This is a genomic window from Enorma sp. (genome assembly GCF_982429025.1).
This window is the reverse complement of record NZ_CEWCAA010000036.1, coordinates 1-21,910: the sequence shown is the minus strand read 5'-3', so window position 1 is coordinate 21,910 and position 21,910 is coordinate 1. Positions and strand designations below refer to the sequence as shown.

The 21,910-nt window shown below is 57.3% G+C and carries 19 protein-coding genes, 2 tRNA genes and 1 pseudogene; 15 read left to right on the top strand and 7 right to left on the bottom strand.

Translation table 11 applies throughout. From position 1 onward, the window contains the following. Positions 1–368 (bottom strand): annotated as a pseudogene (locus AC1VS5_RS06920) (chromosomal replication initiator protein DnaA); the annotation flags it as partial. 37 nt (positions 369–405) lie between these two features. After that, the gene (locus AC1VS5_RS06915) at positions 406–1,833 is read right to left on the bottom strand and encodes an ATP-binding protein (protein ID WP_481218160.1); all 1,428 of its coding nucleotides are present in this window, start codon (positions 1,831–1,833) and stop codon (positions 406–408) included. Between the two features lie 347 nt (positions 1,834–2,180). On the opposite strand from AC1VS5_RS06915, the gene rpmH reads away from it, so the two are divergent. The 9 genes from rpmH to AC1VS5_RS06870 all read left to right on the top strand — a co-directional run bounded on the left by rpmH (position 2,181) and on the right by AC1VS5_RS06870 (position 8,029). Next, the gene (rpmH, locus tag AC1VS5_RS06910) at positions 2,181–2,315 is read left to right on the top strand and encodes a 50S ribosomal protein L34 (protein WP_019127408.1); all 135 of its coding nucleotides are present in this window, start codon (positions 2,181–2,183) and stop codon (positions 2,313–2,315) included. 18 nt (positions 2,316–2,333) lie between these two features. Next, positions 2,334–2,663, top strand: coding sequence for a ribonuclease P protein component (gene rnpA / locus AC1VS5_RS06905; RefSeq protein ID WP_035100484.1), 330 nt, complete (start codon positions 2,334–2,336; stop codon positions 2,661–2,663). 8 nt (positions 2,664–2,671) lie between these two features. Beyond that, positions 2,672–2,884: a membrane protein insertion efficiency factor YidD gene (yidD, locus tag AC1VS5_RS06900; protein ID WP_019127410.1), complete on the top strand. Its 213-nt coding sequence runs from the start codon at positions 2,672–2,674 to the stop codon at positions 2,882–2,884. A 27-nt stretch (positions 2,885–2,911) separates the two neighbouring features. Beyond that, positions 2,912–3,688, top strand: coding sequence for a YidC/Oxa1 family membrane protein insertase (locus AC1VS5_RS06895; RefSeq protein WP_022349740.1), 777 nt, complete (start codon positions 2,912–2,914; stop codon positions 3,686–3,688). Between the two features lie 62 nt (positions 3,689–3,750). Beyond that, a complete protein-coding gene (locus AC1VS5_RS06890) occupies positions 3,751–4,332 on the top strand; it encodes a Jag family protein (protein ID WP_419040278.1) in 582 nt (193 codons plus the stop codon). A gap of 101 nt (positions 4,333–4,433) precedes the next feature. Continuing rightward, positions 4,434–5,198, top strand: coding sequence for a 16S rRNA (guanine(527)-N(7))-methyltransferase RsmG (gene rsmG / locus AC1VS5_RS06885; RefSeq protein WP_481218159.1), 765 nt, complete (start codon positions 4,434–4,436; stop codon positions 5,196–5,198). Between the two features lie 912 nt (positions 5,199–6,110). Further along, the gene (locus AC1VS5_RS06880; RefSeq protein WP_481218158.1) at positions 6,111–6,908 is read left to right on the top strand and encodes a ParA family protein; all 798 of its coding nucleotides are present in this window, start codon (positions 6,111–6,113) and stop codon (positions 6,906–6,908) included. Then, the gene (locus AC1VS5_RS06875) at positions 6,901–7,770 is read left to right on the top strand and encodes a ParB/RepB/Spo0J family partition protein (RefSeq protein ID WP_481218157.1); all 870 of its coding nucleotides are present in this window, start codon (positions 6,901–6,903) and stop codon (positions 7,768–7,770) included. The genes AC1VS5_RS06880 and AC1VS5_RS06875 overlap by 8 nt, the downstream gene beginning before the upstream one ends. Position 7,771: 1 nt before the next feature. Beyond that, a complete protein-coding gene (locus tag AC1VS5_RS06870; protein ID WP_019127418.1) occupies positions 7,772–8,029 on the top strand; it encodes a hypothetical protein in 258 nt (85 codons plus the stop codon). A gap of 200 nt (positions 8,030–8,229) precedes the next feature. On the opposite strand, the gene rlmN is transcribed toward AC1VS5_RS06870, so the two are convergent. Beyond that, positions 8,230–9,282 carry a dual-specificity RNA methyltransferase RlmN gene (gene rlmN, locus AC1VS5_RS06865; RefSeq protein WP_481218156.1) on the bottom strand — a complete coding sequence of 351 codons (1,053 nt, stop codon included), beginning with the start codon at positions 9,280–9,282 and terminating at the stop codon, positions 8,230–8,232. A gap of 124 nt (positions 9,283–9,406) precedes the next feature. On the opposite strand from rlmN, the gene AC1VS5_RS06860 reads away from it, so the two are divergent. Together AC1VS5_RS06860 and AC1VS5_RS06855 are read left to right on the top strand one after the other, a co-directional pair. Further along, on the top strand, positions 9,407–10,360 hold the full coding sequence (locus tag AC1VS5_RS06860; RefSeq protein ID WP_481218155.1) for a D-alanine--D-alanine ligase family protein: 954 nt from the start codon (positions 9,407–9,409) through the stop codon (positions 10,358–10,360). Continuing rightward, positions 10,360–13,284 (top strand): helicase C-terminal domain-containing protein, encoded by a 2,925-nt coding sequence (locus tag AC1VS5_RS06855; RefSeq protein WP_481218154.1) that lies wholly within the window; start codon positions 10,360–10,362, stop codon positions 13,282–13,284. Before AC1VS5_RS06860 ends, AC1VS5_RS06855 begins: the two co-directional genes overlap by 1 nt. Before the next feature lie 346 nt (positions 13,285–13,630). Here the strand turns inward: AC1VS5_RS06855 and AC1VS5_RS06850 are convergent, their stop codons facing one another. Both AC1VS5_RS06850 and AC1VS5_RS06845 read right to left on the bottom strand, forming a co-directional pair. Further along, a complete protein-coding gene (locus tag AC1VS5_RS06850) occupies positions 13,631–14,557 on the bottom strand; it encodes a helix-turn-helix transcriptional regulator (protein ID WP_481218153.1) in 927 nt (308 codons plus the stop codon). Beyond that, positions 14,547–15,560, bottom strand: coding sequence for a helix-turn-helix transcriptional regulator (locus AC1VS5_RS06845; RefSeq protein WP_481218152.1), 1,014 nt, complete (start codon positions 15,558–15,560; stop codon positions 14,547–14,549). The genes AC1VS5_RS06850 and AC1VS5_RS06845 overlap by 11 nt, the downstream gene beginning before the upstream one ends. 213 nt (positions 15,561–15,773) lie before the next feature. On the opposite strand from AC1VS5_RS06845, the gene AC1VS5_RS06840 reads away from it, so the two are divergent. Continuing rightward, positions 15,774–19,109: a hypothetical protein gene (locus AC1VS5_RS06840; RefSeq protein ID WP_481218151.1), complete on the top strand. Its 3,336-nt coding sequence runs from the start codon at positions 15,774–15,776 to the stop codon at positions 19,107–19,109. 230 nt (positions 19,110–19,339) lie between these two features. On the opposite strand, the gene AC1VS5_RS06835 is transcribed toward AC1VS5_RS06840, so the two are convergent. Then, on the bottom strand, positions 19,340–19,576 hold the full coding sequence (locus tag AC1VS5_RS06835; protein ID WP_481218150.1) for a glutaredoxin family protein: 237 nt from the start codon (positions 19,574–19,576) through the stop codon (positions 19,340–19,342). 155 nt (positions 19,577–19,731) lie between these two features. Here AC1VS5_RS06835 and AC1VS5_RS06830 point away from each other — a divergent pair, with 155 nt between their 5' ends. Then, a complete protein-coding gene (locus AC1VS5_RS06830) occupies positions 19,732–19,920 on the top strand; it encodes a hypothetical protein (RefSeq protein ID WP_019127426.1) in 189 nt (62 codons plus the stop codon). Here AC1VS5_RS06830 and AC1VS5_RS06825 read toward each other — a convergent pair. After that, positions 19,917–21,014 carry a hypothetical protein gene (locus AC1VS5_RS06825; RefSeq protein ID WP_481218149.1) on the bottom strand — a complete coding sequence of 366 codons (1,098 nt, stop codon included), beginning with the start codon at positions 21,012–21,014 and terminating at the stop codon, positions 19,917–19,919. The genes AC1VS5_RS06830 and AC1VS5_RS06825 overlap by 4 nt on opposite strands. A 644-nt stretch (positions 21,015–21,658) precedes the next feature. Here AC1VS5_RS06825 and AC1VS5_RS06820 point away from each other — a divergent pair. Continuing rightward, positions 21,659–21,735: transfer RNA gene (locus AC1VS5_RS06820), tRNA-Ile, on the top strand. A gap of 62 nt (positions 21,736–21,797) precedes the next feature. Then, positions 21,798–21,873 (top strand) — tRNA-Ala (locus AC1VS5_RS06815). Positions 21,874–21,910 lie beyond the last annotated feature (37 nt).

The window sequence follows — 21,910 nt, the reverse complement described above, 5'->3', positions numbered from 1 at the left end:
CCCGCCGGCGCGGTGGCTTCCGCCTGCTCGTATGTTTCACGTGAAACCACTGCCGGGGCGGGGGCTGTTTCGCCGCGGCGAGGGGTTGGGTCCGCAACGCCGCGATGGACTGAGGTGATCGACTCGGGAACCGTTACGTTCAGCGCGAGGGGACCGAAGGTTATCTCCTCAAGATAGCGCTCTATGATGGCGCGCTGCTTGAGGAGATAAGAGTAGGCGAAACGCGTGGGGGCCTCGATGGTGAGGGACGTTTCGGTGAGTTCGACGGGAACGCACTGGCCAAGAATGTTGATGAGGCGCCCGTCGCGCTCGTCGCGTTCACAGAACGAGATGGTGTCATCGAGGATGATCTTCGCCTCGGTATCCATGGGCTACCCCTTGCTTCCTATGGTTCGCGGTCCCTGGCTAGTTTTGAGTCCCGTGTTCGGCGATCCACGCCGCCCCCAGCTCGGTGAGGAAGTATTTTCTTCCATGTTTAGTTGCGAAACCGTACCCGCTCAGTGTAGCAAGCTCGCGCGACCAGGTGGGACCGGAGTGTCCGAACGCGTTCGTGAGCTCGGTGGGCCCGCATTGGCCGTTGGTAACAAGGAAATCCAGAGCTTGTAGGCCTCGTTCCGTGAGGAAGGGCTCGTTTGCACCACGGTTTTGAACAGTGCCGGCCACCGCCTGCTGCGCCTGTGTTTCCCCAGCTTGAGGCATATGTTGTTGAATTGTGGAAAACTCTTGACCAGATTGTTGAAAACCCGGTTCGGGTGTTGTCGAAAAGCCCCATCCCATGCCGTAGGGTGGTTGGGCGGGATAACCGTACTGATGTGGGAATCCCGCCTGCTGATACAGACCCGCCTGCGTGTAGGGGGCCGCCTGCTGGAATGATCCTGTCTGCTGTTGAGCGGGCGCTCCTTGGGGGGTTGCCTGCTGATATTGAGCGGGCTGCTGTGGGTACGGCGCCTGCTGCTGCGGCCAGGCTCCCGCTTGCTGCGGATACCCTTGTGCCGGCATGGAGCCCGCTCCAGCCGCAAAGCCCTGGCCGGGCACCTGCGCGAACGCTCCTGGTTGATAGGGGTACTGCTCTTGGTAGGGGTTTGGAGCTCCCGCGTACCCGCCTTGGGGGATTCCCCGACCGAGGGATGCCGACGTGAACTGGGTCCCTCGAACGGCCGCTCCCCGCCCGCTGTTCGCTTCGATTTCCGTCACACGTGCTTGGTCGACACTCACCGTCACCACGGTTCCAGCGCCCAGATTGTCTTCGATGGAAACCGCGCCGCCTGCATTCTCGAGGTACTGCTGAACCATGGGCAGGCCCGCGCCCGTGCCGCGTATATAGCGCTTCATCGAACGGTTTGCCGAGGTCACGCCGAATTCGAATGCGCGCTCCTTGTCGTTGATCCCCGGCCCCTGGTCTGCGAATCTAATCGTGTTTCCGCCGTCGAGGATGGAGACGATCGGTTCGGTGAAATGAGCGTGGATGAAGTTTTCCACGAGTTCTCGAATGACCATGAGCGAGAGCGACCCGCCCTGCTCTTTCATGCAGCGATAGACGGTGTTGGTAATTTCCTCAAGATAGGAGCGAGGGTCTTTCGGCTGCACCACGATCACGCGCGGCGTGGAAAGCATGTCGTCGTAGATTGCGATGCGTGTGGCAAACACGGTCGACTCACCGGATAGCTCGGCCGCTGCGGCGGTCTCATCCTGGGGTGTTTTCGCTTGGTCGGCTTGGGTGCCAGGGTCCGCGTTCGCCATGTCTGTATGCTGGCCGTCGGATATTCCCGTGATGTGCCTGTTGTCGGGTGCGGGGTCACCTGAATCGACAAAGGGATAGAAATCGTCGGCCATGAGCAACCATCCTAGTAAACGCCCGCTCGAGATGAATCTGAAGTCTAGGCCTTAGATAGTACCGCATTGAAAGCTTCTGAACCTTTCAACAACTTTTCAAAACGTGTTGAAAACTGAAGAAATGAAGTGAAAAGTTATCCACACAGCTTGATAACCTGTCGAAAACTCATTGAAATCTTCTGAAACGAATTATTCTCACTTCTTGGTGGCGCAAGGCGGTTTGAACGGCATGTGGTAACTTGCAAACAAGTTCTACCTGCTTGTTGACATTCTTGTGCCGTTTTCCCTACAATCTTGAAGCTCACGCGACTTATTTGTTTGTTCAAACAAGCAGGAGGATAGAAATCATGAAGCGTACGTACCAGCCTAATAAGCGCAAGCGTGCCAAGACCCACGGTTTCCGCGCCCGTATGGCCACCAAGGGCGGCCGCGCTGTGCTCGCTCGCCGTCGTGCCAAGGGCCGCAAGCGCCTCACCGTCTAGCTTGCAACGCGCTTGCGCATGAAGACCATTAAAGCCCGGTCGGATTTCGAGCGTGTCTATACACGGGGACGGCGCTATAACCATCCCTTGATGCGAATGGTTATATGTGATGCTGTGAGCGAAGGCGATCCTGGTCGGGTCGCCTTCGCTGCACCTAAGCGTCTTGGAAACGCTGTCTTGAGGAATAGGTCCAAGCGCGTGTTGCGCGAAACGGCGCGCGCGTGCGACTTTCCCGTACCTGGGCATGATGTGATCTTGTTCGCCACCGCGGCGACCCGCGACGCGGCCCCGCAGGATCTTTGCGCGGCGCTTATGCGGCTGTCTGCACGCGCCGGCGTTGGCCGGTAGGGGCTTTCGTGTTCCGGCGGCTTCTCATTGCTCCCATCAAGGTCTATCAGCGCGTCATTTCCCCTTTGTTGCCCGCCGCTTGCATCTATACGCCCACGTGCTCGCAGTACGCGGTCGAGGCAATCGAGCGATACGGAGTAGGTAAAGGTAGCTGGCTCGCGATTCGTCGCATCATCCGATGCAATCCGTTTCACGGCGGCGGCTACGACCCGGTGCCCTAGGGCTAGGTTAAACGGAGGAAACCATAGATGTGGGATTGGATCGTTCAAATTCTTCTTCAGATCCTGAGGTTCATTCAGGGGTTCGCCTCTGACTGGGGTCTCTCGATCATCATCCTTACCGTCATCGTGCGCCTGATTCTCACGCCGCTTCTGTTGAAGTCGACGAAATCGACCGCGCGCATGCAGGTGCTGCAGCCGAAGCTGATGGAGATTCAGCAGAAGTACGCCGATGATCCGCAGCGTCAGGCCGAGGAGATGCAGAAGTTCTACTCGGAGAACAAGTTCAACCCTCTGGGTGGCTGCCTGCCTCTGCTTATTCAGATGCCCATCCTGCTTGCGCTGTTCACCCTGCTGCGCAACCTTCCTGGGTACATCGGCGAGTCCGGTGTGGTGTTCTCGTTCTACAACATCATGCCCGACCTTACGACTACGCCCGGCGCCCAGTGGGCGAATGGTATCGCCACCGCGCTGCCGTACCTTATTTCGCTGATCCTGTTCGGCATCCTGACGGTTATTCCTTCGCTGTATCAGTCCCATAACCAGACTGGTCAGCAGGCTTCTTCCATGCGCACCATGGCGCTCGTCATGGGCATCATGATGCTCTGGCTTGGTTGGAACCTGCCTGCGGGCGTTTTGCTCTACTACGACGTTTCGTCTTTGTGGCAGGTTGCGCAGCAGATCTTCGTGACCCGTCGCGTTATGGAGAAGGCTAAGGCCGAGGAGGAGGAGCGCCTGGCGCATGCCCCCATCGAGGTCGATGTGGTGCGCCGTGAGCACAAGGCTCGTCCGCGCAAGAAGAACTAGCCGACAGAAGAGTTACGTAAGCCGGTACTTAATTAGGTACCTAAATAATTTTGGGAGACGTCATGTCTGAGGAACTGCTTGAAATCGAGGAGAATGAGGTCGCGCCGACCTCCCTCGATGAGGTCGTCGGCGAGTATCCCGAGATTGCACGCAAATATAAAGCGGGCGAGGAACTTACCGATGAGGAGCTCGATACCGTCGCTGATGTTGCGCTATCTGTGATTCGCAATATCCTGAAGCATTTTGATGCCGAAGATTCCCCTATCGATGAGTATGAGGGCGATGACGGCGAGCTGATCCTCGATGTTACTGCTCCCAATCTGGCTGTGCTCATCGGGCGTCACGGTCGTACGCTTGAGTCTCTGCAGACGATGTTCTCTCTGATTGTGGGCCGCCGCCTGGGGTTCCGTTATCCTGTGGTGGTTGATATCGAGGGTTATAAGAGCCGTCGCAATGATAAGGTTACTTCTATGGCCCACTCTGCTGCCGCCCGTGCCGTGCGTCAGCATGGGTCTGTTGCTCTTCCTCCTATGAGTGCCTACGAGCGTCGTCTGGTGCATATCGCGCTTCGCGATAACGCTGCTGTTGAAACCCATTCCGAGGGCGTTGATCCCGAGCGTCGAGTTGTTGTGACTGCTCTATAGGACTTTCTTCTATATTGGTAGTATTAAGGGGTGTGGCTGAGCCGCACCCCTTTTCTATGACAAAAGTTTGTGCTTCAAGAACTATTGGCAGGAGTATATCTATGAGCGAGTCTTCCGTTTCTCACTCAATGCTTGTTGCAGAGCTTGGACAGTATTGGGATCGTTATGCATGCTCACTTAAGGATGGGCAACTGACCTCCAAGGTTACTTCCGATGAGCTTGAGTTGTGCGTGGGACATCTTGAATATGTTCTTAAGGCCAATGAGAACATTAACCTAACTCGCATCACTGATCCACACGAGGCAGCCATTCTACATATCTACGATTCACTTGTTCTTCTGCCATATGTTGATGATGCCCCTAAGGGTAAGTTGCTTGATATTGGCACCGGGGCTGGTTTCCCCGGGCTTCCGCTTGCTATTACTTCTCACCGTCCTTCTGTCCTTATGGATTCGGTTGGTAAGAAGGTTAAGGTTGTAGAAGCCTGTGCGTCCCAGTTGGGTGTAGAGCGAGTCAAAACAGTTCATGAGCGTGTTGAGTCCTACGCTCTTTCTCATCGTGGTGAGTTTTCTGTTGTTGTAGCACGGGCCGTTGCGAATCTTTCTACCCTCGTTGAGTATGCTTCACCGCTTCTGAAGAAAGACGGAATGCTTATTGTTTCAAAGGGTGTCCCTACTGCTGATGAAGTATCTGATGGGTTCTATGCGGCTCAGGTTTGTGGTTTCGATACTCCCACGCGGTATGATCTTTCTCTTCCTGGAAAACGTGGTGCGCGAGCAATCTTTGTATTTAAGAAATCTCATAAGCCGTCAATGAAGCTTCCTCGTGCTGTCGGGATGGCTAAGAAGCATCCTATTTCAAAGTAGCCCTCACTGAGGTCAATCATTCTGATTGGCCTCTTTTTAATTTCAAGCGCTTCTTGACCTTATGCGGTCTCTAGTTGACTTTCTTACTTATGAAGTGGCGTTAGGTCATTGATGGTTGATCATCATTGGTCTGTTTTCACGTGAAAACATGGTTTGTAATATGCAGTTCCGAATTTAGAGGCTGCGTATATGTTCTTCCCCGTTTTCAAAGATTTCGGTTGTAGATTTGTTTCGCAGCTGACATTGCAAATGGGGTGGAAATAGTTCAGCATGCACTTATGCAATTTGAATTGCTCTTTGTCCTAAAGGTTGATGGATAGATGGCTTCTCGCCTCACATTGCTTCCTCTAATCGCTGCATATTCTATTAACTGATTAATTCAGTCAAATCGGGTCGTTTGTTAAAAGATCGAATCGTGTCAAATAGAATTGAATCTCGTGAAATTATATCTATGTCTATCAATTGATCCGCAGTCTTGTAATTAGTTCTATTAATGCGTAATTACCTATATGTTGTTGGATGACTGCGGGATTTCAGTTGGCGATCATCATATTAATAACTATGGCAGCATGTGCAATTACGTATCTATCATGTTGATTTCAGAGCGTACAGCTTAGATGTTTTCACGTGAAAACAGCTGATGTAGGACGGCTGCTTGAGATCAACCATATTCAGAAGTCTTGTCACAAGGAATTGAACGTTTGCCTAATCAGAAGAACTAGTGAGCAGGATAGCTCACCGGATATCATATTGAAATGTTTGGTAGGGAATTCTCAAGAGAAGCCAAATTCATCAGGTTAGCGTCTTGCATGTCCAATCAAGCTGAAACATAATGAATGAACAAGTTAAATGTTTTCACGTGAAAACGCTTCGACCGACCAATATCATTCTTTAACTGCAGTAGGAGGTCAAATGGGGTTCAAAGACGTCCCGCGGGATTCGAACTCGAAGACAAGGATCATTTCAATCATCAATCAAAAAGGTGGCGTTGGGAAAAGTACCACGGCAGTCAATCTGTCAGCTGCGCTTAGCTCAAAGGGCAAAAAGGTCCTATTGGTTGATTTTGATCCACAGGGAAACAGCACGAGCGGCTTCGGTATAGAAAAAGAAGAGCTCGAGCAATGTGTGTATGATGCGCTTATCCATAACGTATCTGCAGAAGACCTCTTTCATGATACGGATTGCGAGCGTGTATTTGTAATTCCTGCAACGATTCAGCTTGCAGGCGCCGAAATTGAGCTTGTTTCTGCAATGGCACGTGAAACACGATTGAAAGAGTTGCTCGCTCCGGTTCAAAATGAATTCGATTACATCTTTATCGATTGTCCGCCGTCTCTCGGATTGTTGACTATCAACGCTTTGGCGGCAGCGGATAGCGTACTGATACCGATTCAGTGTGAATACTATGCACTTGAGGGTGTTACGAAGCTACTTGAGTCGATGAGAATGGTCAAAGAGCGCATCAATCGCTCGCTTGAAGTGTTTGGCGTGCTCATGACGATGTATGACTCCCGTACTTCGCTTGCAAACCAGGTTGTTGATGAGGTGCGAGCATACTTTGGTGACAAGGTGTTTGACACGCTGGTTCCTAGAACGGTCAAGATTTCTGAAGCACCGTCATTTGGAATGCCAGTAATCGAATACGCTCCGAGCAACAAGGGCGCAATTGCGTATCTTTCTCTTGCAGATGAGGTGATCGGTCGTGCCTAGCGCAAAGAAGAAGTCAGGACTTGGTAAAGGGTTGTCTGCTCTTGTCAGTGAAGCCCAGTATGAAACGGGGCATACATCAGACAATACGATGATTCCGATTCAGGAGATTCATCCAAACCCTAATCAGCCTCGTACTCATTTCAATGAGAAGGAGCTTGGTGAGCTTAGCGAGTCGATCCAGGAGCATGGAGTGCTTCAACCCCTTCTTGTCCGTAAGGATGCGAAGGGATACGAGATCATTGCAGGAGAACGTAGATACCAAGCGGCAACGCTTGCGGGACTAACCGAGCTACCGGTCATCATCAAAGATGTTGATGATGCTGAGATGCTAACGATTGCACTGATCGAGAATCTTCAGCGCTCTGACTTGAATCCCATCGAAGAGGCAAAGGGTTACAAACAGCTCATTGAATCAAGTGGAATGACTCAGACTGCTCTATCAAAGGCAGTCTCGAAGTCGCGCTTCGCAATCAGTAACTCCCTGCGCCTTCTAGATCTTCCAGAGTCAGTCCAGGAGCTCATATTTGACGGTAAGCTTACCGCAGGTCATGCAAGGGCGATTCTTGCCGTTCCTTATGAAGATGCTCGAATTAAGCTGGCTGAAAAGGTTGTTGCTGAAGGTTTGTCGGTGCGAGCGACAGAACATCTTGCACCACTGTTTTCTGTCGCGGAAACACCAAAAGCTCCTCGTCCTGTTACTCCGCAATCGTATAAGCGTGCTGCAAAGGTGCTTCGCCAGACATTCAACACGAACGTTCGGGTAAAAAACTCACGGGGTAAGAATAAGATTGAGATTGAGTTCAAGGATGAGGAAGACCTAACGCGAATTCTATCTCAGATTATTGGAGAGCAAGGTGAGTAAGATGAAGCCAGGATTGATCGGTGGTCTGGTTGCTGCTGGAGCTGCAGTAGTTGTAGGTTCGGTAGTTGGATATATGGTTGCAACAAATCCAGAGCTGAGGGCACGGCTGGGTCGTGGGGCTCGCGATGCATACGAAACGTCTAAGAAGAAGATCGTGACCATGTCCGAAGACGTTGCTTTGAGAACGGCGCAGATGACCAAGAACCCAAAGATTAATCAAGATTGGGTTGCTCACCAGTGGGAAAGCGTTGGGTATTAGGATTGTATGTTAGGTACCTTACTAATAGAGCATCTACCATAGCGTAGATGCAATCTGCAGACTAATCTTCCCTGCTGCAAGAGAATATGGTTTCACGTGAAACGGGGGTGCCAAGCATGTGCCTGGCACCCCCGTTCCGTTGTAGCGGAATCCGTTTTATTGTGCTCTATAGGAAAAAAGACAACTAATTGTCAAATCTCTCATGAAAGATGAGCGTTGATTTTCCGTTGCTTCAGCTGTCCACATGCGGCATCGATGTCACTCCCCCGGGAATTGCGGATCGTGGTTTCCACGCCACGCATCTGAAGCCTGCGTTGTAGTTCTTCGACCTTCTTCATGGGGGACGGCTTAAAGGGGCTGTCGGGAATATCGTTCAGCTGGATGAGGTTGACGTGGCACAGCGTGCCTTCGCAGAAGTCGCAGAGTGCGTTCATCTCGGGGTTGGTGTCGTTGATGCCTTCAATCAAGGCAAATTCATAGGTTGGCCTTCTACCAGTCTTCTCGGTGTACAGCTGCAGCGCCTCATGGAGGCGAACGAGCGTGTACTTCTTAACGCCCGGCATGAGCTGGTTTCTGGTGCTTTGGATGGCAGAGTGGAGCGAAACGGCAAGGGTGAACTGTTCGGGCAAATCGGCAAAAGCACGGATATTGGGAATGATTCCGCAGGTAGACACCGTAAGGTGACGCGCACCAATATTGAGGCCGTGCTCGCTGTTGAGCATGCGGAGGGCGCGCACCGTTTCGTTGAAGTTGGCGAAGGGCTCTCCCTGTCCCATAAAGACAACGCTCGTAACACGTTCGCCAAGGTCTCGGCTCACGTGAACAACTTGGTCGACCATTTCCTGCGCGGTAAGCGAGCGCGTAAGGCCGGCAAGGCCAGTGGCGCAGAACGCGCAGCCCATGTTGCATCCAGCTTGCGTGGAGATGCAGACCGCAAGGCGATTGCGCGAGGGCATTCCAACCGTTTCGACGGCAACGCCGTCGGGGAATTGGAGGAGGTACTTTCGCGAACCATCCTTAGAAACCTGCTTGACCACCTCTGTTGGCACGGCGAAGACAAAGTGCTCGGCAAGCTGCTCACGGAACGCTTTAGGAAGGTTGGTCATCTCTTCAAACGAACATACGTTCTTATCGAAGAGCCATTCGTTGAGCTGCTTGGCGCGAAACGCAGGTTGGCCAAGCTCGCTCACTACCTGCGAAAGTTCCTTAGAGGAAAGGGTTCTGATGTCGGGAAGATGGTGGGTGCGCTCCATACGAGGCCTTTCTGCGAAACGTTTGATAGCACACGGGTGCAAGTTGCGTACATACCTATACAATAAGGGAAGTTATGCCCGCTGATGGGGTGGGCGAAAAAAACACCAGGAAGGGGAGCCGGCAATGTCTGAGTATAAGCCGGATGAGCTGCGCGTGGCAGTGCTCGCAGGTGGTATATCCGATGAACGGGAAATCTCGTTCTCGTCGGGCAAGAATGTCATGGCGGCTCTGGCAGAAGCCGGATACACGCATGTTGAGATGCTCGATCCGGCAGACGATGACTTCCTGGTGAAGCTTTCGGAGGGGTCTTACGACGTTGCCTTTATCGCCCTGCATGGCCGTGGTGGCGAGGATGGCATGATTCAGAGCATTTTGGAATACCTCGGTATCCCGTACACGGGATCTGGCGTGATCGCGAGCGCGTGCGCGGCAGACAAGGATGTTGCCAAAGCGATCTACCAGCGCGCCGGTATTCCGACGGCGCGCGGCATCACCATCAAGCGCGACGATGACGTATGCATTGCGGACATCGTCGACGAGGTTGGCAGCGAGTGCTTCGTGAAACCCGCGGTGAACGGGTCGAGCTACGGCGTCACCTATGTGAAGGATGAGTCGGAATTGCTCGACGCCCTGGAGACCGCGTTCGAGTGCGACGAGAAGGCCCTCGTGGAAGAGCGGCTTGTGGGTACCGAGATTACGGTCGGTGTGTTGGGCGATCCCCCGCAGGCCCTGCCCATCGTCGAAATCCTCCCCCAAGAGGGTTCGGAGTTCTACGATCTTGATGTGAAGTACATCGACCCAACGCTCGTTCACCGTATCCCAGCTGCGATTTCTCCGAAAGACTACCATCGCGCCGAGGAATATGCGGTGGCTGCGCACGAAGCCCTTGGCTGCAAGGGGTTCTCGCGTTCGGATTTCATCGTGGGAGAGCATGGAACGACGATTCTCGAGACCAACACGATTCCGGGAATGACCGATACCTCGCTCTTCCCCGACGAGGCGCGCCATGCAGGCATTCCGTTCAGCGCGGTGTGCGACGAGCTCATTCATATCGCCCTTGAGGGCGCGGAGGAATAATGCCCGAACAACACGAAAGCATCCCGGCTATCGAGGATGCGGTCATGCCCGGTACGCCGCGGTTCGTTATCGAGGCGTACCGGACCCTTGCTGAACGCGCGAAGGAGCGCGAGTTTGGCCTCATTGAGGAGGATGTGGTCATTCTCGATACCGAGACCACGGGGTTGTCTCCGCAGGAGAACGAACTCATCGAGATTTCGGCAGCAGTGCTCTCGGGCCGTGAGATAACCGACCGCTTCGACACCTTCGTGCATCCCACGACGCTGATTCCTGCCGAGATTACCGAGCTCACGGGGATTACGAACGCGGATGTTGCCCATGCCCCCGATGCTCGCACCGCCGTGGCCCAGCTTGCCGAGTTCGTGGGCGGTCGTCCGGTGGTTGCGCATAACGCAACGTTCGACCGTACTTTCATCGAGTCGGTCAAAGGCGGCGTAGACGTGAGCTCCATCTGGATCGACTCGCTCGCCCTCTCGCGCATCGCGCTGCCCCGGCTCGCATCGCACAAGCTTTCGTATATTGCCGAGGTCTTCGGATGCAGCGCAGTTTCGCACCGGGCAACGGATGACGTCGATGCGCTTGCGGGGGTGTGGCGTGTTCTGCTTACGGCTCTGGCGGACCTTCCAGAGGGATTGCTGGGCCTGCTTGCGAACTCGCACCCCGATGTTCCATGGACGTACCGCCCCATCTTCTCCTATCTCGCACAAGAGAAGCCGGACGCTGTGTTTTCGCTCGAGGCGGCCCGTACCCGCGTGATCAGTGACGAGCCGTCTGTTGAGCACATAGATGCCGATGATCTGCCGTCGCTCGAGGTACCGCGCCGCGACCAGGTGGAAGCGAGCTACGCCCCGGGTGGCCTGGTGAGCTCGATGTATCCAACGTACGAGCCCCGCGCCGAGCAGGTCGAGATGGCCTGCGAGGTGCGCGACGCCTTGGCAACTTCCACCCATCGCGTCATCGAGGCGGGTACTGGCGTGGGAAAGTCCATGGCCTATCTCATTCCGTTTGCAGAGGCGGCAAAGCGCAACGGCATCACCGTGGGCATCGCAACGAAATCAAACAACCTGGCCGACCAGCTCATGTACCACGAGCTGCCCAAGCTCAGCGAGGCGCTTGAGGGAGGGCTATCGTACTGCGCACTCAAGGGGTTTGACCACTACCCCTGCCTGCGCAAGCTCGAGCGCTTGGTGAGAAGCCGTTCGGACATCGTGACCACGCGCGACCCGGCGGATACGCTCACCGCTATGGCCGTCATCTACGCATATGTATGCCAGAGCCCTTCGGGCGACCTCGATGCGCTGGGCATTCGTTGGAAAAGCGTGAACAGGCAGGACCTCACCACGGGTTCGCGCGAGTGCGCGCGCAGGCTTTGCCCGTTCTTTCCCCATAAATGTCTGGTGCATGGGGCGCGCATTCGCGCTGCCCGCGCCGATGTCGTGGTGACGAACCACTCGCTGCTGTTCAGAAATGTTGCCGCGGATGGCAAAATACTGCCCCCCATCAGGCATTGGGTGGTCGATGAGGCCCATGCGGTCGAGAAGGAGGCCAGGCGCCAGTGGGCCGTCTGCGTCTCTGCCGACGATAGCAGGCAGGTGTTTGAACGCATGGGCGGCAAGGATGCGGGCGTGCTCGGCCGCCTCTCCCATGAGCTGGCAGGGCGCGACGGCTCGACGCTGTACATGGGCCTTGTGTCGCGTTGCATCTCAACAGCGAACCGTGCCTCGCTTACGATGGCCGAGGCATTCAGCGGCGCGCGCGAGTTCGCCAAGACCGTAAGAAGCGGCGGCTATGACCAGGTGAATATTTGGATCGGCCCCGAGGTTCGAGAGAGCGACGACTGGTCCTTCCTGGCAAGCTCGCTTCTCACCGCAATCGACGCGCTCGAGGAGACCGTAAAGGCCCTGCATGCGCTTGCGGAGAATCTCGCGCAGGATTCACCCGAACTCGCCGCGGATCCGGCGGATCTTGAGCGCCGCGTGCGCGAGCTGTTCGATGGGCTCAAGCTTATCGCTGAGGGTACAGACGATCGCTACGTCTACTCTCTGCAGGTCAACCGCAGGTTGCGCGCGGGCGGCGAGGCGTTCACTGCTGAGCGCCTCGATATCGGGGAGACGCTTGCCGAGCAATGGCTCCCCGAGGTCCATACGGCGATATTCACTTCGGCGACGATGTCGGTCTCGGGTGGGTTTAAGCACTTTGAGCATGCTGTGGGGCTGGACCGCCTGCCATCGGGCTCGTACAAGTCACTTCACCTCGATTCGAGCTACGACTTTGAGTCGAATATGGCGGTCGTCGTGGCGGGCGACCTGCCCGACCCGCGCAACCGGGATGCTTACATCTCGGCGCTCGAGGACCTGCTCTTCGACGTTCACGTTGCCATGTCCGGCTCCGTGCTCACCCTCTTCACCAATCGGCGCGATATGGAGGAGCTCTTTGATTTGGTGGCGCCCCGCCTTGCCGCGGAGGGCTTGGAACTGGCATGCCAGAAGCGCATGAGCTCGCCGCGCCGGCTGCGCGATCATTTCGTTTCGGAGAAATCCTCGTCGCTGTTCGCGCTCAAGGCGTTCTGGGAGGGTTTCGATGCTTCGGGCGATACGCTGCGCTGCGTGGTCATTCCGAAGCTGCCCTTTGCGAGTCCCACCGATCCCCTTTCGTGTGAGCGGGCGCTACGCGAGGAGCGCGCGTGGGCGAGATACTCGCTGCCGGATGCGGTTCTCGAGGTCAAGCAGGCTGCTGGACGCCTTATTCGCTCGTCAAGCGACACGGGCGTGCTTGTGCTGGCGGATTCTCGGCTCGTGAGCAAGGGGTATGGCAAGAAGTTTCTCAATTCGCTTCCCACGCCCTCGTATCAGCGTATCGAGGCGAAGCGTGTGGGGGCGTACCTCTCGCTGTGGCGCCGCGCGCACGAGCACGGGCGCTCCTAGGGAAACGCTGACTTTACCATCGAGGGCGATCGATCACCGTCGGGGTCGAGCGGGATTGCAACTTTTGGGCACTTCGCGGCGAAGGGCCCGGGTAGCCGTGCCGCGGCTGGGAGGACGCATGCCCTCTGACATGCGCTTTTCCTTTCGCCCCTCACGCCCGTATCTGCCGTGCGCGCCGCGAAGTGCCCAAAAGTTGAAAACTCGACGGCAGTACGCCTCCGACTCGTCTACCAGGTGTCTCCCGCGCCCGGTAGTCGGCGCTTCCTGAGGTGATCGCCGGCTACTGCCTTTGGTGCGCCGCCGCGGAGGCCTTTCCTCGCCGGCCCCGCCCTGCGATATGGGGCGACTATGGGGTGGCGTTTCCCTGGGAGAGCTCTTGCGCATAGCGGAGCAACTGCTCGCGCCATGCTGTAGGCTCGACGATCTTCATGTCTCCCCCGGCTGCAAGCACTTGGTCGAACAGCCAGGAAGCAGTGCTTACGCGCACCGCGACGCGTGAGCGGCATGGGTCTTGCGGGGACGGCGACACATCGACCACGCCCGACCACGACGAAAACTCATCGCTCGATGCGGGGCATTCGACGGTCACGATGGTGCCCGTCTGTGCGAGATGGTCTTCGACGGTGAGGTCGCTCGGCTCGCGACGGCCGACGGACTCATCGGTGAGTTCGACATCGCTGATGCGGTCCAAGCGATAACGCCGCTCCGCATCTTTCTCGACGTTCCACGCGACGAGGTAGGCATAGTCGTCAAACGCTTCGAAGGCGAGCGGGTCGATAAGGCGCGGCGCGGGCTGAGCGTCTGTCTGCGCTCGGTACAGGATGCGGCACCGAACCCCGTCTTCGATGGCCTCGGAGAGCTCCTGGTAGAACGGGCCGTATGTGCGCGCGGTCGCAAGGAGTGGCTGTTGGTTGCCTGCCTCGATTCCTGGGGCGATGAGGGCACGTTCAAGACGTTCGGAGAGATTGGGGTCGAGTTCCAAGGCATGGATCACGTGGGCGAGGGCCACGCTCTCTCCCGCCGTAAGGCGCAGCGGCCGCATGCGCGCCGCATCCCCTTCAAGGACGATCGAATCGCCTTGCCGGTAGGCGATCGCGCGGGCTCCCCCTTGCCGGTCGGCAAGGGTGGAGAGCAGGTCAAGATACCCGTCGAGCTCCTCGTCGGTGCATGCGAGCGCCCGGCGCATCTCGGCTGCACTAAGGCGGTGGCCCGGAGCAACTGTGAGCGCTTCGAGCATCCAGAGGGCGTTGGTCACCCGATCGCTATGCGCCATGTGCCTCAACCACCTTATCGATCATGCGCTTCCATGCATCAACGAATGCCTGCGGGGCCACAGGGCGCAGCCCCTCCCGTGCATGGCTGAGAGCAAACGAGGCGGCAGCATCAATATCCCGCACTTCGATAGTCCATTGCCAGGAGCCGGCTTCTGTGAGGGCTACTTCCCCGCGTCCATGGGTGCATGCGAGCACCGCTGTCCGAGGCATGGAGGCGGGTAGCGAGAACTGCGCCTGCACCGATTCCCCCTCGCCGAAATCGAAGGGGAGAAAGACGTAGTCCTTAATGGAAAACGTGTTGGGGATGTTGTAGGTGCCCTTTGGACGCCAGACCTTTTCGATGCGGTCGGTGCGAAAGGTGCGGATGCTTTGGCTTGCGTCGTCGAGGCCGGTAACGTAGGCGCAGCCCTCATGGCTGAAGATTCCATATATGGCAAGGCTGCGCTTTGATGCTTCGCCGCGCGCGTTGCGGTACGAGAACGTGATCTTCTTGCGCGTGGCGAAGGCGCTCCAAAGTGCATCGAGAATAGGATCGAAGGCGTTGGAGGCCTGTTCGTCCCGTCCCTGCGGCGTGCTGCCCTCAGCAAGCTCGAGGGCCTTGTCGCGCACCGACTGGAGCGGGCGGCCAAGCGGCGTCGCCTGCCCCTCGAGATATTCATCTATCGCCGCGGCAAGCGTTTGTGCGTCGTCCCTTGTGACGATACCGCCTGTTGCGAAGGTATTCTCGCGGTCGAGCTTCCAGTAGCTCTCCTCGCTTTCGGCGGCGCCCAACGGCTTCGCTTCAACGATTTGAATGCCCTGCTCGGCGAGCTTCGAACGATCACGGCGAAACTTGCGAAGGTCCGAGTCGCGCTGAGGAGACCCATAGCCCAGGTCGGAGTCCGAGACGATCTCTTCCGTAGAGAGCGCTCGCGTAGAGGCGTTGAAGATAAAAAACAGGTTGAGGAGGCGTTGCGCCGAGGTGTCCCCGGCTATGGCCTGCGCTTCGTCATACGATGGCACGAATACCCTCCCTTTCTCGCATCCATTCTACATGAGGCCCCCGGGCGACGTGTTATGGAGATAGAAGGTGCAAATGGGTCTGTGAGCGCATATAACCTGCGGTAACGCAGCGGCGTTTTCAGAGTAGCGGTATACTTTCCAGAATACGGACGCATTATCTGCATGTTCTTATGCGTTGTGACCGCGACTATCGAACAGGGACAGGGAAAGCTGATGGCCACCACCCGTAAATATTTGAACCATCTACTCCAGAACACAGGGATCACTCCCGCGTGCAGCGAGGAAGAGCGAGCCGCTGCAGAAGACATCGCCCGCATCTTCTCCAACCATGGCTTTGAGCCGGAGGTTCAGGAGTTCAACGCCTCGGGCACCCCGAAGGTTGTACTCGCCGCCTTGGGTATCGCGCTCTTCGTGGGCGCGGTGCTCATGGGTGTTGGCGGCGTGGTGGGCATCATCGGCCTTTTGCTCACGGTCGCCGTGGGCGTGGTGTACGTGCTGGAGCGTATGGGCAAGCTGTCGTTTGCGGGGCTCGGCTCATCCGGCCTCTCCCAGAACGTTATCGCCTATCACAAGGCGTCCGGCCCGCTCGCGTCGCCGCGCAACCGCCCGGTGGTCGTTGTCGCTCATTACGATTCGCCGCGCGCCGACCTGTTCTCGCAGCTCCCCTATGCGACGTACAAGCCCATCATCGTCAAGCTCATGCCCTATATGATGGTGGTCCCCGCTGTGCTCGCCATCATTCGCTTGCTGCCGTTCCCGGGTGGCGCGAAGGTTGTCTTCTGGCTGCTCGCGATCGTAGCGGCCCTTATTCCGCTTGCTCATGCGGTGGGTATCATCGCGAACCGGTTCATCCTCCCGTATACCTCGGGTTCGATTTGCAACAAATCGTCTGTTGCCGCCATGCTCGGTGTGATGGATGCAGTTGCCCCGTTCGAGCACGGCGAGGAGTTCCCGAACGACGTTCCCTTCGAGGATTATTTCTCCGAGCAGGTTCGCATGGCTCAGGCGGCCGAGGTCGAGGCAGCGGTGGCCTCGGGAGACCTTCCCGAGGAGGCACTCGATGAGGTTGCGGGCGTAGCCGCCGGCGACCAGGCGGAGGTTGCGGAAGGCCAGGCTGGGGCGCAGGATGATCAGGGGCTCGGTGCCACGCTTGCCGGAACTGCGGCGCTTTCGCTCGATGATCTCGAGGCCGGCCAGGCCGAGCTCTCGGGCAATGCTGTCCCGGAGGCCACTGATGTGATGGGCGCCACCGCGGCCATGGCTCCGGTCGATGCCGTCGCAGGTGCGGCCGTGGATGCCGCAGCCGCCGTCGTGGATGCTGGCGCGGCCGCCGCCGATGCGGTTCAGGGTGCCGACGATGCCGTTGCCGCCCAGGCGAGCGAATCCGATTCTGCTGGCGCTACGGTCGCCATGCCCGTGGTCGATGATGGCGCGAACGATGAGCGCGTGGCCGAGGGCGCAGCTGCAGAGCATGGTGCCGATGAGGCTCCTGCCGATGATCTTGCGGATGAGCCTGCTGAGCTTGAAGACGAAGGCTCTTCGGAGGAAGCAGAGGATGAAGCTTCCGCGCCGAGCGTTATCAACGCCTATGGTAATTACCGCTACGGTATCGATGTGATTCGCGCCATCGGCATGGTTCCCGAGAGCTGCGCCATCGAGTACGACCTCACTGAACCCGAGCCGGCGCCCGAGGCCGAGGCGGACGTTGCTGTCGATGAGGGTGAGCCTCTCGATCGTGAACAGGACGATGAGTTCTCCGATCAGACTGATGAAGAGCTCCCGCCGCTCGAGGACGAGTTCGATGGCTACGCTTCCGATGAGGACGCCTATGCCGATGCCGACGAGTACGGGTTTGAAGACTACGGCGACTATGACGATGATGCCTTCGCGCCGGTTCCGGTGAACCACGGGGCCGGGGCGCACCCCGCCGGCGCTGCCGCGGGTCTCGCCGAGACGCTTTCTGCTGTTGGCGCTCGCGCATCGCGGTTCTTCGATGATGCGCTGCGCAAGGGCCGGAGCATGCTTGATTCCGTGACGTCTCATGGTCAGGGCGATGCTTCCAGCGAAGAACTTGGGCACGATGAGACCTCTGCTGAGGCGAGCGCGCCAACGGTAGACGCTGCGGCTGACAGCTCCGCTCCTGTGGCGGAGGGTGCTCCCGTTACTGCCGACGCTGCGGAGAGCGGTGCACCCGAGAGCGCGGCTCCGGAAGCCGAGCAGGTTGCTGGTGTGGCCGATTCGAATGAGGGATCGTCTGTCGCGGGTGGCGCGACCCAGCGTTTCTCGGTAGCCGATGCCGCTTCGCTTGAACAGCCCGAAGCTCCGGGTGCCCAAGGGTCTGCCGGGTTCGACCCCGATGCAACGATTGCCCAGACGAGGTCCTTCCCCGTCCAAGATGTCGCTGCGACGCCGTCGCAGGCGTCTGACGCGGGTGTCGAGCAGGTGGAAACCGTCGACTCCCTGATGGCGCAGATTACCGCCCCGCGTCGCACCACTCCTCAGCCCGCGCCGCAGAACCGGGCGTTCAGCATGGTTCCCGATCCCGCGGCTCCCTCGGTCAACCAGATGTCGACGGTCAACAGGTCCTCGCTTTTCGATTTGCCGGATCCATCTACGGCCCCGGTTGATCCGTTTGTGACCGAGCCTGCTGCGCCGGCCGCACCTGCCAACCAGGATGCAACCCCGGCGACTTCCCAGAGCGCGTTCAGCGTGATTTCGTCTGATCAGGACTATGTCGCTGACTACGGCCAGGATGGCGGTCTTGGTTACAGCGACGGGTATGGTGCCGATACCTACGAGCGCGACGACAGCGTGTTCGAGACCATCACCGCCGACGCTCCGGAGCCTCCGGCGGCAACCGGTCGTGCGAAGAGTGGGAAGCGCGGTCTCGGAAAGCTCTTCCATCGCAAGAAGCAGGACGAGTCGAGCATGAGCGACTGGCTTGGCGTCGACGATGATTTCGATGCGAAGCGCTCTGGCCGCGATATCGGGTCTTGGGATAATTTCGAAGGCGATGACTGGAAGGGTGGCGCCACCAGCTCGAACGGCGCTTCGCAGGAAGATTTGCGCGATGCCGTGACCTCGATGGGCGACGACGAGCTCCTCGGCCATGACATCTGGTTCGTGGCAACGGGTGCTTCCGAGCTCGATAATGCCGGTATCCAGGCGTTCCTCGACACGCACCGCGATAAGCTGCGCGGCGTGTTCCTCATCAATCTCGAGAGCATCGGCGCAGGCGAGCCGGTTATGCTCGCAACCGAGGGCGGAGAAGGCGGCAAGCGCGTGCTCAAGGGCGACAAGCGCATCATGAACCTTGTTCGCCGCGTGTCTGGCGCCTTCCATCGAGAGTTCGCAAGCGTCGAGATGCCCTACCTCACAACCGATGCCTACCGCGCCATGAGCATGAGCCTGCGCTCGCTCACGATCGCCGGAGTTGAGGGCAACCACCTTGCCTGCTCGCATTCCGAGGACGATCTGCCGTATCGCGTCAACGAGAAGAACGTCAGGCTCGTTGCCGATGTTGTTACGGAGGTCATCAGGAGGTCCTAAGAAGAGCACCTTGCTCGCATGTCTCGAATGGTAATGACGGGGCGCCGATACCCTAGGGGTGTCGGCGCCCTGCTTCATTTGGTCATTTTGGGACGGGTTCAAAATGAACCATTTTGGGTGTCGGCGTCCCGTTTCATTCAAGGGCCCCCAACTCTGTGGCACGCCCCGCGCACCACAGAAAACCACCCGTTAGGCGGGTGGTTCTGATGTCCGGCTATGCGTTGGCGTTGCTATGCGTGAGCCTCGAGGTAGGCGATGATGTCGTCAGATTCGTAAAGAGGCTTCCCGTCGATAAACAAGCAGGGGACTTGGACCTTTCCACCCACGTTTTGAAGGGTCGAGCGGTCGCTGGGGTCAGCCGTGATATCGCGGAGGGGTATCTCGATGCCCCGGCGCTCCATATAGGAGAGCACCTTCCGGCAGAATGGGCAACCGGGCATGATATAGAGTTCAAGTGCTTGCGACATGCGGAGCTCCTTTCGTTTGTTGGTTATTGCTGCTATACCCAACTCTTGGATAAACCGACCATTGACGTTTGTTCAGGGTAAAGTTGCTCAAGCGGCCACAGAACCATCAAAAGCTGGTAGCATAACAGGGAGCTGGTTCGTATCCGGAGGTTCAGGTGAGTGAGATCATCGAGTTTATAAAGCGCCATTGGATCGCGTATCTCATCGGTGCGATTCTTGCCATCGCGCTCGGCCTCGGGGTATCCCTCTTTATTCTTCGTGTTGGTTCCACCCCGGAACAGCTCCATGCTGAAGAGGTGGCTTCGGAGCAGTCTAAGTCGTCATCCGGGCTCTATCTTTTCTAACCAGCTTCTGATTGGTCCCCTGATACAAATATCACGATGGTGCGCCACATGCTGTGACCGTTTCCTTCGGTGCAGGTGATGAGGCTGAGGACGCGGCGCGCGCCACTAATCGCAGTCTGCCCGTTCTCGGTGCAGACGGATGCTTCACGTGCGAGCTCGGTGAGCCATGCCTTCATATCTTCAATGGATGTAAAGGAAAACCGCTGTATCGCTTCGTACGATGCGGGAACGCGGAGCGCACAGAGCGGTTGGAAGATTGTGGTTCGATCGACCTTGCCATCCTCAACGGAGCGCCATGTGGCATTGCCGAGCTTATCGAATGCATCTTGTTGGTATCGGTTCGCCAGTTCGCCAAACAGAACCGGTGAGCTTGCAAGATGGTGGGCATACACCACGATGTGTTGCCCATCTTTGGAGCTCCTCCGGTCGATATATGGGCATCCGAGGCTGTAGGGAGTCCCATCGATGGCATGATGGAGATAATAGTCGTCTGCCATGGTTGAAGTTGGTTGCGCAACGGGATAGCTGATCTGTGTGCCATCAACGTCTATCCAGGCCACAACGGCGGGGTTAGGAAAAGTCTTCTGGCCCGTAACCTGGATATCGCTGGCGTTGGAGGCGAGTGCGCCCATAAGGCACCGCATGTTCAGGTCATACACGTCGACCTGCGCTGAGATAATCCCGGCGGAGCATGCGCCGACGAGGCAGACAACGGCAAGGCACGAGGTAGCTGTGGTGTGCAGGATGCTTTTGACGGAATAATGAGCGCTCATCGTGCCTAGTGCTTCCCACGTCTCCAGATTGCGATCAGGATACATGCGATAAGGGCGATACAGACCATTACCGCTAGTATGGGAGCCATCGATGTTGCGCCTGTTTTTACGAGCGGGCCCGTAACCGATAGAGGCGTCTGTGCAAGGATGCCCGATCTGCGGTTCGCCAGCGTTCTCATAGCGAGCAAGGCCACGCCATCTGCCGCCCATGCCTGTTTGGGCAGGAAGAGGGATGCAGCGATAGCAAGGATGAAAGTCGCCGCAGCAATCGTATAAATGAGCAGCCTCGTGACCCTTGTATGGATTGCTTTCGGATGCCATCTGAGCAATACGCCCGGCTCGCGCCCCTGGCCTGTGTTTTGAGTGCGAGTCTTGCCGCCAAAGCCGCATCGTCTACCCATCGCTGCCTCCCTCTTCACGCCGTGGCCCAAGCATATGGAGGGGAGGTGGTCGATGATTCGGTGGTAGCTGACAAGATACCGTCTTAGAGCCGAACAAAAACTGAAAGACTAAGGAAAGCGGCAGCTTCTCAGCCCTGTCGCATGAACAACCAAATTCGAGGTGTGGCGAACAGGATCCTATTGCTCCACCAAAGGAACAGGGCCCATCACAATCGAGTGGCCTCGGCCTGGCCGGCCGCCCCAACCTGGTGGGCGGTCGCAACCCAGCCAGCAGCTCCAACCTGGCAGTCGGCCCCAACCTGGCCGGCATGAACACCAAATGAGGTTCCTGAGTTTTCGACTCACCTCTCATGAATACAAAAATGGTCAGCCAGGCAGTTTTGCATTTGCCTCTCATGAATCCAAAAATGGTCACCCAAGCTATTCCGCACCCGACTCGCATGAATTCAAAAGGGGCTTCCGCGCAATCCCATCCCGGCTCGCGGCAATTCAGGGGGATTCAAAAAGTCGGAAAAAAGTCGTTGACTTCGGCCGGTGGGCCGGGGTATTATCTCCTAGTGCGATGGACCTGTAGCTCAGTTGGTTAGAGCGTCCGGCTGATAACCGGGAGGTCACAAGTTCGAATCTTGTCAGGTCCACCATCTTCTTTCGCAATAAACACCCCAGCGAGAGCCGAGTCGCCGCTGGGGTGTTTATTCCTAAAGGGGGTATAGCTCAGCTGGGAGAGCGCGGGCTTTGCAAGCCTGAGGCCAGGGGTTCGAACCCCCTTACCTCCACCAAGAATCCGAAAGCCTCGCTACGGCGGGGCTTTTCCAT